The organism is Companilactobacillus sp., assembly GCF_022484265.1.
Classification (GTDB): domain Bacteria; phylum Bacillota; class Bacilli; order Lactobacillales; family Lactobacillaceae; genus Companilactobacillus.
Window position 1 is genome coordinate 554363 of the sequence record NZ_JAKVLR010000001.1, and the last position, 12358, is coordinate 566720.

Sequence of the window (12358 nt, forward strand, 5' to 3'; positions counted from 1 at the left end):
TTAAAGTAGACATAAAAAAGGAGCTGCACTTAGGCAACTCCTTCATTGATTGTAATATTAACAGCTTGAGGACCCTTATATCCAGGAGCAATCTCAAAATGAACGTCTAGACCATCTTGGATATAAAAGTCATCACGATTTAAAATCGAATCCGCAAAGAAGAAAATATCATCTTCGCCATCATTGATAAAACCAAATCCTCGCTGCTTATTAAATCTTACTATTTTACCTTCAAACATATTTATACCTAGTCTTCAAAGCCTTCGCCGATAGTTTCTGGATATTCTTCAGTAACTATCTTAGCACATCTAGCACAGAAGTCAGGATAGTTTGAGTCAGAACCTACATCGGTCTTAGTCATCCGACATCTAGAACATACCTTACCTTCAGCTTTTTCAACTAATACGCCACCATCTTCGTACTTATCGACATTTTCAGGTGCCTTTTCCGAACTAGCTTCGAATTGAGAAACGATCAAAAGTTGACCAATATTGCTGTCGACCTTATCTAGAGTTTCTGATAATTCCGTTCCAGGATAAACAGTAACTTTAGCTTCTAATGATTTACCGATCAACTTTTCGTCACGTGCCATTTCAAGCGACTTTTGAACTTCATCTCTAAAGCTCATGAACTTACTCCAAGTATCAGCGATGTCGTCAAAGTCATCTTCTTGTTTGGCAACGGGCATTTCAGCAAGTTGAACGTATTCTTCAGGTTCTTTCAAGTATTCCCAAACTTGTTCCATTGTATGTGGCAAGATTGGTGTCAATAATTTAGATAAAGCAACAGTAGCATCGTAGATAACTGTTTGCATTGAGCGACGTGAATGCGAATCTTCAGGGTCAATGTAGACAACGTCTTTGGCAAAGTCCAAATAGAATGTTGATAGATCGTTTGTCAAGAACTTAAGAACTTGCTTGTTTACACTAGCAAAATCATAACGATCGTAGTCTGCATGAACTGATTCGATCAACTCGTTCAATTTCATGACGATATACTTATCTTCTGAACGTAGATCATCGTAGGCAACACGATTAGTCTTTGGATCGTAGTCAGTTGTATTAGCTAACATAAATCTGATCGTGTTACGGATCTTACGATAAGCTTCAGAAGTTTGTTTGAATGAGTCAACAGATACTTGAACATCTGAACTAGCATCGACTGAAGCGACCCAGAGACGGATGATCTCAGCACCAAATTGTCTTTCAATATCGCTAGGTGCAATGACATTACCTAGTGATTTACTCATCTTAACGCCATTTTTATCCAAAGTGAATCCTTGTGATAATACCGCTTTATAAGAAGCTTCGCCAAATGCAGCAACTGATGTTAACAACATTGAGTTAAACCAGCCACGATATTGGTCAGAACCTTCAAGAATCAAGTCAGCAGGATAAGTTAAGTTATCACGTAATTTAGCAACACCAGCATGCGCTGTACCAGAGTCGAACCAAACATCCATGATGTCTGTTTCTTTAGTAAATTCGCCATTTGGACTATTTGGATTTGTATAACCCTCAGGAAGCAATTCCTTAGCTGATTTTTCAAACCAAACGCCTGAGCCATATTTTCCAAACAAATCAGCAACATGGTCGATGATCTCTTTAGTCATGATTGGTTCGCCATTTTCAGCATAGAAAATTGGTAATGGAACACCCCAAGCACGTTGTCTTGAGATAACCCAGTCGCCACGGTCACGGACCATGTTGTAAAGACGTTTTCTACCCCATTCAGGGATAAAATTGATTTTTTCAATTTCTTTAAGCGTCTTGTCTCTGAAACCATCAATTGAGGCAAACCATTGTGGAGTGGCACGGAAAATAACCGGTTTCTTTGTACGCCAGTCATGTGGATAACTGTGAGTGAAGAATGACAACTTCAAAAGCGAGCCATTTTCTTTCATTCTTTCAGTGATCATCTTATTGGCATCATCATAGAAGACACCCTTATATTCAGGAATTTCGTCCGTGAAGCAACCATGTGCATCGATTGGTGAAAATACTGGCAACTTATATTTCATACCAACAACAAAGTCATCAGCACCAAAGCCTGGAGCTGTATGAACTAATCCAGTACCATCATCTAATGTAACGTGGTTGCCTAAGATAAGGAGTGATTCTTGGTCATAGAAAGGATGTGTTGCTGTTAATCCTTCAAGATCAGTACCCTTGAATTCTTTTAAGATCTTAACATTTTCCCAGCCAAGTTGTTCCTGAACAAAACTCAAGCGGTCTTCTGCAACAACGTACTTCTTACCGTCAGCGTCAACCTGAACATAGTCAAATTTAGGATTAACACAGATAGCTTCGTTTGAAGGAATTGTCCATGGTGTAGTTGTCCAAATAATGAAGGAAGTATCTTTGTCTAACAGATTCTTGCCATCACGCACTTTGAATGCAACAAAGATCGATGGCGATTTGATATCTTTATATTCAATTTCAGCTTCAGCCAAAGTTGATTCTGAAGATGGTGACCAGTAAACAGGTTTTTTACCACGGTAAATGTAACCTTTGTCGACCATTTCACCGAATACTTTGACTTCTTCTTTTTCAAATTCTGGTTGGTAAGTAATGTATGGGTGATCCCAATCCGCTGAAACACCTAGACGTTTAAAGCCAGCCATTTGTTTCTTGATTTCTTTTTCAGCAAATTCTTGACACATCTTACGATATTCAGACATGCCGATTTCCTTACGTTTAACGCCTTTTTTAGCCAATTGTTGTTCAATTGGAAGACCATGAGTATCCCAACCTGGAACATATGGTGAGCGGAATCCATTCATAGATTTGTAACGAACGATAATATCCTTTGAAACTTTGTTTAAAGCATGTCCCATATGGATATCGCCATTAGCAAATGGAGGTCCATCTAGTAATTCAAACGTAGGTTTGCCTTCATTTAATTTTTGTCTTTTTTCGTATACTTTATTTTCTTCCCAAGCTTTTTGCCATTCGGCTTCCTTGTTTGGAAGATTTCCACGCATTGGGAATTTTGTCTTCCCAAGATTCAATGTGTCTTTAACTCGCATTGTTTCACTCCCTTTATAAAATAAAAAAAAGAACCCATCCAAATTAGGACGAATTCTTCGCTGTACCACCTATTGGTATAAAACACTATTTTGTTTAGAAAAAGTCGATATACTCACTCTACTTAATTTACTGACCTCGCACCAACGTCAGCTCGCTGAAAATGTTTTAGAGTGGCACTATTCTTTTTCTTGATCAGAATCAAAATTAAATGTCGGACCATTTTGGTCGTTATTAATTGTATAAGAATCTGACGTTTTATTATCTGGAATGTTTTCATTATAATCCTCTTGATTCTGTTTGGAAACACCCTCTTGAGAATTCTGAAAATCATCCATTGGCCCTTGTGGATTTTGATCGATCATGTTCTGATCATCCGGATGAGCCCCGATACGTTGCTTGAGGTCTTCAGTTGAAGTTTGTTCAAGCATCTTATTCCATTCTGGACTCTCAACGTAATCAAGTTGCTGTTGAAGCATCTTTTGCAATGTAGCTCTAAATGCACTAGTTTTACCTTTCAAGTCATCAGTTTGGATCGTAACTTGTCGAGCCTTATCAGAAGCATCTTCCAGGATTTGATTGGATTTATCTGTTGATTGGTCAAGTAACTCTCGAGCCTTTGACTGAGCCTCTTCAGAAATAACTTGTGCTTCTTTTTCTGCATTAGCCTTAACTTTGTCAGCTGCATCTTGAGCAACCAAAATTGATTGGTTCAATGCATCTTTCATTTCCGTGAAATATTTTAATTGAGATTGGGTTTGTTTTAGATCCTTTTGCAATTGGGCATTTTGTTGCAATGCCAAATCGTAGTCATTAACTATTTGATCTAAAAACTTATCAACCTCTTCACGGTCATATCCACGAAATTTTCGATCAAATTCCTTGTTATGTATTTCGATAGGCGATAATACCATCAAACCACACCCCCAATTATTTTTTAATCACGTTCACAAAAATTATATATTTATTATTCTTGGATTTTCCCATTATGTTGTTAACTCTGATCCGTCCGTATCCATGGACACTGATCGTATCGTAAATTGTTGCAAAAGCACTCGGATTTCTATTTGGGACCCAATTCAATTGCACTTTGCCATGTTCAACCATAGATTTGGTTTGAGTCCTTGATAGATCATAAGCTTCGGCAATAATCGTATCTAATCTCAACGATTGGACATTAATAGTTTCGTCATCTGATTCATCGATTGGCATCAATAGATCATTTTGAAAATCTTTCTTGATCAGATGAACTTTAAATGAACCGATTTTATCTACTTGTTGTTCAATATATTTACTAATGTCATCAAATACAAAGAACTGCCATCTCTTACCATCGGTAATAATATCCCCAAAATGATCACGATCAATTCCAGATCCAGTTAATGAGCCTAAAATTTGTCCATGATGCAAGTTAGCAAATCTTTCAGGGTATCGCACCTCATAAAGAGCAATCTTGAAATCGGATTGCTTAGGTACAAAATAATCAGGAGCAATAATGCCCCTGACTCTTTCTGCACCTTCATATCCACCATAGTAATGAACAAAAAGATCGTCGTACTTGTTCACTAAGTTATCAAGAATTGCTCGCTGACGTAGGTTTAAAAAGTCAGTCAACTGAGGTATATACATAGATTGTGTTCGTAGCAATAAATCACCGATCTTGTCGATAAAAGGCTTTTCTTCTGGCCGGAAAAATCCACCATTCATATTTACCTTTTCTTTATCACTCATTATAATATCCTAAAAATTACACTTTCTAAGACTTGCACTAAAATCAGTGCGACGATTGGAGAAAAATCAAACAGACCAATTCTCATTGGAATCACTCGTCTGATCAAGTTCAAAAATGGATCTACGATCGAGCTGATGAATCCAGCAAATCTGCTTTGTGCAAGACCTGGGATCCAGCTCATAAAACAATAAATAAAAATAGCTATTTCATAAAGTCCAAAGAGACCGCCAATAACCCTAGGCAATCCGCTTAACACTTGCGCCATTTAATATCCTCCGTTATTCACCTATGTCAGGAATACTACCATCTATTTGGAATTTAGGTGGTGTACAAAGGAAAATCTTGTCCCCTACACGTTTGATCTCGCCATTTAATGCGAAAACAGTACCTGTAAGAAAGTCCACGATTCTCTTTGCTTGGTCGTCGTTAATGTTATTAAAATTAACAATAACGGCTTTATTATTCAATAATTGTTTGGCAACAACTTTTGCATCTGCATAAACTCTTGGTTGATAAATAGCAATTTTGCTACTTGCAGGCTTAGTTGAATTGCCTGAATCAATTGAAACGACTTTTTCATTGTCAGAATAATCTACTGAATCAGTAGTTTGAGTTTGATTTGATTGTTGGTCTTCAAAATTGTCATCTTCACTGATGCCAAAGAAGTTTCCTAATTTTTCAAATGCCATTGTCAATGCTCCCTAATTATTTATTTCTACGTTTGAAGATTGGTGGTGTTGAGTCATCGTCATCATCGCTTAAATCAATTGTTTCTGGTTTTTGGAAAATGTCGAAATCACTCTTTTCACTGGCGTTGTTACCAGCGTTTCTAGCATTGGAATCGTTAATATCCCAATTTGAGAAAGGATCTGAAGCTGGTTTTTGAGTTTGTGCTGGTTGGTCAGGGTTTTCTGCACGTTCTTGTCCATCAAAAACCGCATTAGGATTGTTTAAGTTAGGACGACGGTTGTTTTGTTTCTTGCCATCTTCAGTTTCGACACCGGTTGCAATAACTGTAACCTTAACTTGATCGCCAAGTGTTTCGTCGATTGAAGTACCAAAGATAATATTAACGTCCTTAGTAGCTTGGTCAGTAACGATTTGAGCGGCATCTTGTGCTTCAAACAATGAAAGATCAGGACCACCAGTAATATTAAGCAAGACTTGTTTAGCACCATCAATTGATACTTCAAGCAATGGTGAAGAAATAGCTTTGTTAGTTGCGTCTGTGATTCTGTTTTCGCCGTTAGCCGTACCAATACCCATAAGAGCTGAGCCTTGATCTGACATAACAGTTTTAACATCAGCAAAGTCCAAGTTAACAAATCCAGGTGAAGTAATTAAATCAGAGATACTTTGAACACCTTGTCTAAGAACATCATCAGCGATACTGAAGGCTTCATTCATTGGAGTCTTCTTATCGACGATCTCAAGTAATTTACTGTTTGAAATAAGCACCAAAGTATCAACGTCTTTTTTAAGTTCGCTAATACCATCAGCTGCAAAGCGTGAACGCTTTGAACCTTCAAAGGCAAATGGACGTGTAACAACGCCAACAGTTAAAGCACCGCTTTCTTTAGCAATGTTTGCAACGATTGGAGCAGCACCTGTACCAGTACCGCCACCCATTCCGGCAGTGATAAAGATCATATCTGCACCCTCAAGTGCTTCTTTGATTGCTTCTTCACTCTCTTGAGCTGCCTTTTGGCCAATTTCAGGGTTTGAACCAGCACCTAATCCACGTGTTAGTTTAGGTCCTAATTGAATTTTAGTTTCTGCTTTAGAACTTTCTAAAGCTTGAACATCAGTATTGGCTGCAATAAATTGTACGCCCTTGATACCAGTGTCAACCATGCGGTTAACAGCGTTACCACCAGCTCCTCCAACACCAATAACTTTAATAACTGCCCCCATATTTTCGCTTGAATCTAATGAATATTCCATTAAGGAGTTCCTCCTATTACCTGTCTTGAATATAGTTAACTTTTTAATTAATCAAAAAACTTGCTCCAGAAATTCTTGAGACCTTCCATACGAGATCCTTTAGGCCGTTGCTTCTTTTCCACTGGTTTCTTCTTGGGTTTGGCAACCGGCTTTGATTCTGAAACCTTCTGACTTTCATCAGAGGTAGACTTTGGTTGAACATTTGGTCTTGTAGCTGAATCATTTTGATTAATTGCAGCTCCGTTGACTACATTGTCAGCAATAATTCCAATATCGTTCAAATTTGATGCATATGTCACTAGACCTAAACCTAGTGCATATGAAGGATGTCTCATTCCCATTTGCTCAGGAACGTAACTTCTCACCTTGACACCAAATACTTGCTTGGCAAGCTCCTCAATTCCTGATGTTGCCGCAACACCACCTGTTAAAACAATTCCACCAGGCAATGATAAAGCACCTGCATTTTGCAAAGGTCCTTTTAGTCTAGTAAAAATCTGTTGGATCCGAGCTTCGATGATCTCTGATAAATATTCTTCAGAAATGGTTTCAGGTTCAGATTGTCCGACTACATCAACACTGATTGTATCATCAGTATCGGCATTTTCCGAATTAGCCGTACCGTAATATGATTTTAATTGGTTAGCATTTTCCATCGTGGTATTTAAAACGACAGAAATATCATGTGTAATGAAATCTCCACCCTCAAAATCAACAGTTGATAACTTCAAGTTATAGTCATGTACGACTGAAGCTGTCGATTGACCAGCTCCAAGATCCATGATTATAGCACCAAAATCACCTTCGCCTTCATTTAATGCAACTTGGCTCAAAGCCATTGGCGAAATAACCTTGTGTACGATGTGTAATCCGGCTTTTTGGATTGCCTTTTTCGTATTGTGAACGATTGTTTTTGGAGCTGTGTAGATAATCCCCTTCATCTCCAAACGGACACCTATCATGCCTCTTGGATCACGAATATTATCAAAACCATCCACAGAAAATTGCTTAGGAATTAGAGATACTACTTCACGCTCGCTAGGTAGGTTTTGGATCATGGCTGCTGCCATTACCTGCCGAACATCATTTTCAGTGATCTCCTTTGATTGCGTTCCAACCGCGATCATTCCCTGACATTTTTCAATTTGAAGCATATTGGCAGAAATGCCAACTACTACCTCTTTAATAGTAATGTTGGCTTGCGTCTCGGCCTTCTTGACAGCGCGCTTAATTGCACCTGCAGCTTTGTCAATATCGACGATAACGCCACGACTAACCCCTTCAGATCGTTCACTTCCGACACCTACGACATTTAATTTATCGTCTGATGCTTCTGCGACCACCACTTTAATTGAGTTTGTACCAATATCAAGACCAACAAAGAACTCAGAATTGTCCATAGACAGTGGTTGCCTCCTTAACTAGATAAAAAACCATTCATTAAAAAATTTTAACACAAAAATGATTATATTAAACCTATTTCTTGCTATCAAATGGATAAGAATAAGCACCCACCTCTAAATCAATGACTCCTTTTTTCTTCATCTGTGAAGCAATGCTAGGATAATATTTCATTTTTTTATCAACAGTACGCGTATCCGCAATAATCTTATTACCATCATTCATATCTATTTTGATTCGATATGGGTTGATTTTAGTTTTAGCATTGTGGATCTCGGAAATATTATTTTTGACGCTTTCTGGCATTTTCTTGTAGATTTGCGTAATTTTGATCAAATCGGATTTTTTATCAAAATCCGTGTAAATTGGATAATTGCCCGTATACGATTTCAACTTATTCGATAAAATCTTGCCATTGTCGATGATCCGATAGTAGTAACCATCTTTGAAAATCAATCCTAAAGTTGGATATTCGTGAACAACAATCGTTAAATCACGCAAGTTTTTGGTTTTAAATGAAACAGATTTTACTGATGGCAGTTGCTTATGAGTTTTTTCAGAAATTGAATTCTGTCTCACAAAAACTCCGACTAATAAAGAATTATCATTGATCTGCGTTGCATCAATGACTTGCTGGGCACCGAGATCACTAACTCCTTTAACAGTTATGTTTCTAACTTTGCTCAGCGGAGATCCTAGATATGCCAAGATAATTATTAAGATAGCAGCAATGATAATTAGGATACTTTTTGCGTAACTTCTTCGTTTTTTTGACATAATCGACCTCGATAACTATTTCTTCACTAGACCAGTTAAGACCTCGATCAACTTATCAGAAGCATCAGGCACGCCAATTTCCTTGGATGCATCAGACATATCTTTCTGAATTTGCTGATCGGTCAAAATTTCTGACACATTATCAAAAAGTTTATTAGCAGTCAATTCAGATTCTGGAATCACTCTGGCCGCACCATTTTCCGCAACTGAACGTGCATTGATGGTTTGATGATCATGAGTCACATAAGGACTAGGAATAAAAATCGCTGGAATACCTAATGCTGTGATCTCAGCAATACTAGTAGCCCCACTACGACCGACGATCAATTTAAGATCAGGCAAAATTTCTGGCATGTTGTCAATATAAGGTTGAACCGAAATATTTGAAAGATCTAAATATTTTGGATCGATACGCTTAATGACGCCATCATAATGAACTCTACCCGTAACGAACAGTAGTTGAAAATCTGATTTACTGAAATCTTCAAGTGAACCGATAACAGCCTTATTGATTGGCTCGGCACCACGAGAGCCACCAAAGATCAAGACTGTTGATTTATCAGGATCTAAATCAAAATCTTTTAATCGATCATTTACTTTGATAGCGGCAGCTTCTTGAGCTCGTGGATTGCCTGTGAAGACGATTTTCTTTTTCTCAGAAAATTGGTTAGCAGCTTGCTTGAAGGCAATCGCTATCTTATCAACAAAATGGCCTAAAAACTTATTGGTCACACCAGCAATTGTGTTTTGTTCGTGGATAACAGTTGGAATTCTCAATTGATGTGCAGCATAAACCACTGCACTGGAAACATAGCCTCCGGTTCCAACAACAATATCCGGATTAAATTTTTTAATTATTTTCTTGGACCGACCGATCGATGACAAGAACATATTCATTACTTTGATATTCTCAAAAGTAAGCTTTCGCTTGAACCCACTAATCTTGATTGTTTCAAAGGCAATGCCTTCACGAGTAACGATCTTGCTTTCAAGACCATTCTCAGTACCGACGTATAAAACATCTTCAATCATGTCACGTTCTTTTAATCGCTTTATCAGTGCCATCGCTGGGTATATGTGACCGCCAGTTCCACCACCGGAAACGATTATCCGCAATTTAGTCATGTTGGTTCCCCTTTAACTTTTCAACATCGTCAATAAACTGATCTCCACGTTGTTCGAAAGTATCGAATTGATCCCAACTAGCTGCAGCTGGCGAAAGCAAGACGATATCTCCTGCAGAACTTTGCTTGAAAGCTTCTGGAACAGCTTGTGACAAGTTTTCAACTTCGACAATGTTGCCAATTTCGGCCTTCTTAGCAGCATCGATCATTTTTGCAGCTGTTTGACCGTAAACCACAATGTTCTTTACCTTACCCTTAAGTGATGGAACTAAATCATCAAAGGTATTTCCACGGTCTAATCCACCAGCAATCAAAGTGATTGGTTGCTTAAATGCCTGTAAGGCAACTATAGTAGCTTCGATGTTTGTAGCCTTTGAATCATTGTAAAATTTACGATCAGAGAATTCATCGACGTATTGAATTCGATGCTTAACACCAGCAAATTTACTTAGTACTTCGATGATATCTCCATCTGAGACGCCAAAAATTTTGGCAACATTAATTGCAGCTAAGGCATTTTGAACATTATGCTCACCAGGAACACGGATATCTTCTTCATTCATGATCAAATGACGATTGTAGTAAATGTTACCTTCAAAGGCATAAGCGCCAAATCCTAGTTCTTGTTGATCAGAAAAAGGTATGATCTGAGCATCGGAGCGTTTTGCGAGCTTTCTCCACTCGTCAGTGTTCCAGTTAACAATAAAGTAATCATCTGGAGTTTGATTTTTAGTAATATGCATTTTGGCATTGATGTAATTCTCACGAGTTTTGTGAAAATCCAAATGAGCTGAATAAATATTATTCAAAACAGCAACGTGTGGATGAAGCTTAATCGTGCCCTCAAGTTGAAAACTTGAAAGTTCAGTTACGACAACATCTTTATCGGTTGCTTTTTGTATAACATCTGAAATTGGAATACCAATATTCCCAGCATAGTATGAATTATTAAATTGTGGGGAATGATCTAGCATCAATTGAATTAGTGTCGTGACGGTTGTCTTTCCGTTTGTCCCTGTAACACCAACCATAGTTGCGTCTGAACAGCTGTAAGCTATCTCAGGTTCGGTAATAACTGGGATATCCAATTCTTCAGCATGTTTGATCAAATCGTTTGAGTATGGAATACCGGGATTTTTAACCAAATAATCGTATGAATCATCGATCAACTTCGGATCATTATTACCAGTGATAACATCATACCCGTCATCAATCAAAGCTTTTGCTTCATCATTTCCTTCGAGGGGATTTGAATCAACAACTGTGACCTGACAATTGATTTTTTTGAGCAACTTGGCAACCGCATAACCACTCTTAGCTAAACCAAGGACCATCATTTTTTTGTTTGCATATATACTATCTTTCACCATGTCATACCTTCTAAATAAATATTATTAAATAAATTGCTGAACAAATAATTCCAAAGATCCAAAATACAATGTCGATTTTCCATTCATTCCAACCGAGCATTTCAAAATGATGATGAATTGGAGTCATCTTAAAAATACGACGGTGAAATACTTTGAATGAGAACACTTGTAGCATTACGCTAGCTGTTTCGATCACGTAGATCAGCCCGATCAACAATAATGACCAGTAACGTCCGAGTAAAATTGAAATTGCTGCTAATCCTGCACCTAGTGCTAATGATCCAACGTCACCCATAAAAATCTTGGCTGGTTTGTGATTAAAAATTAGAAATGCTAACAAACCACCTACGACTGAGAAGCACACAATTGCGATATCAACGCGATTTTGATTCAAGGCAATAATTGCATATGTGAAGTATGAAATGGCTCCTAGGCCACCTAGAAGACCGTCTATACCATCTGTTAGATTAGTTGCATTTGAAAAACCAACTAACCAAAAAATTGTAAATAGAACAAAGATCACTTTTGAATCGATCGAGAATAGACCTGGAATCGAAAAGTTGATTGGTAAATTATCGTTAAAGTATACGTATAAGAAAATAATGGCAACGACAATTTGGAGGATCAACTTTTGAAGTGCCTTCAAACCGAGATTACGTTTTTTGAAGACTTTGATAAAGTCATCAATAAAGCCGATACATCCAAATAGTACAATCACTAAGGTCGTGATCATCAATGCATGAGTCATTTGGTGCATCCAGGCTCCAACCCAAATATTAGTTACAGCCATCCCTAATAAAATCAGGAGACCGCCCATTGTAGGCGTTCCTGATTTTTTTTCGTGCCACTTAGGTCCTTCTTCACGAATTGACTGTCCTTCTTTATGTGCGACCAAATAGCCAATCAGAAAAGGCATAAAGATGGCAACAATTGCAAAACTGCTGATTATGTCGATAAATATCTTACTTAGTTCCATGGAAAATC

12 protein-coding genes are annotated in these 12358 nt (G+C 37.8%); all 12 read right to left on the reverse strand.

All coding sequences use genetic code 11. From position 1 onward, the window contains the following. Nucleotides 1-29 precede the first annotated feature (29 nt). A complete protein-coding gene (locus LKF16_RS02805) occupies nt 30-239 on the reverse strand; it encodes a cold-shock protein (protein WP_291468438.1) in 210 nt (69 codons plus the stop codon). A gap of 8 nt (nt 240-247) precedes the next feature. Then, on the reverse strand, nt 248-3028 hold the full coding sequence (gene ileS / locus LKF16_RS02810) for an isoleucine--tRNA ligase (protein ID WP_291468440.1): 2781 nt from the start codon (nt 3026-3028) through the stop codon (nt 248-250). Nucleotides 3029-3205: 177 nt separating this feature from the next. Beyond that, complete coding sequence (locus LKF16_RS02815; RefSeq protein WP_291468442.1) at nt 3206-3940, reverse strand: DivIVA domain-containing protein; 735 nt, start codon at nt 3938-3940, stop codon at nt 3206-3208. Nucleotides 3941-3956: 16 nt separating this feature from the next. Then, complete coding sequence (locus LKF16_RS02820; protein ID WP_291468444.1) at nt 3957-4757, reverse strand: YlmH family RNA-binding protein; 801 nt, start codon at nt 4755-4757, stop codon at nt 3957-3959. Further along, nucleotides 4757-5023, reverse strand: coding sequence for a YggT family protein (locus LKF16_RS02825; protein WP_291468446.1), 267 nt, complete (start codon nt 5021-5023; stop codon nt 4757-4759). Before LKF16_RS02825 ends, LKF16_RS02820 begins: the two co-directional genes overlap by 1 nt. Nucleotides 5024-5036: 13 nt before the next feature. Continuing rightward, complete coding sequence (locus LKF16_RS02830) at nt 5037-5447, reverse strand: cell division protein SepF (protein WP_291468448.1); 411 nt, start codon at nt 5445-5447, stop codon at nt 5037-5039. Nucleotides 5448-5463: 16 nt separating this feature from the next. Then, entirely contained in the window at nt 5464-6702 is a 1239-nt protein-coding gene (gene ftsZ, locus LKF16_RS02835; RefSeq protein ID WP_291468450.1) for a cell division protein FtsZ, read from the reverse strand. Nucleotides 6703-6749: 47 nt separating this feature from the next. Next, nucleotides 6750-8102, reverse strand: coding sequence for a cell division protein FtsA (ftsA, locus tag LKF16_RS02840; protein WP_291468452.1), 1353 nt, complete (start codon nt 8100-8102; stop codon nt 6750-6752). 76 nt (nt 8103-8178) lie between these two features. Then, nucleotides 8179-8880, reverse strand: coding sequence for a cell division protein FtsQ/DivIB (locus LKF16_RS02845; RefSeq protein WP_291468454.1), 702 nt, complete (start codon nt 8878-8880; stop codon nt 8179-8181). Between the two features lie 15 nt (nt 8881-8895). Then, a complete protein-coding gene (gene murG, locus LKF16_RS02850; RefSeq protein ID WP_291469385.1) occupies nt 8896-9996 on the reverse strand; it encodes an undecaprenyldiphospho-muramoylpentapeptide beta-N-acetylglucosaminyltransferase in 1101 nt (366 codons plus the stop codon). A gap of 1 nt (nt 9997) precedes the next feature. Then, a complete protein-coding gene (murD, locus tag LKF16_RS02855) occupies nt 9998-11374 on the reverse strand; it encodes a UDP-N-acetylmuramoyl-L-alanine--D-glutamate ligase (RefSeq protein ID WP_291468456.1) in 1377 nt (458 codons plus the stop codon). A 10-nt stretch (nt 11375-11384) separates the two neighbouring features. After that, on the reverse strand, nt 11385-12350 hold the full coding sequence (mraY, locus tag LKF16_RS02860) for a phospho-N-acetylmuramoyl-pentapeptide-transferase (protein ID WP_291468458.1): 966 nt from the start codon (nt 12348-12350) through the stop codon (nt 11385-11387). Between the last annotated feature and the right edge of the window lie 8 nt (nt 12351-12358).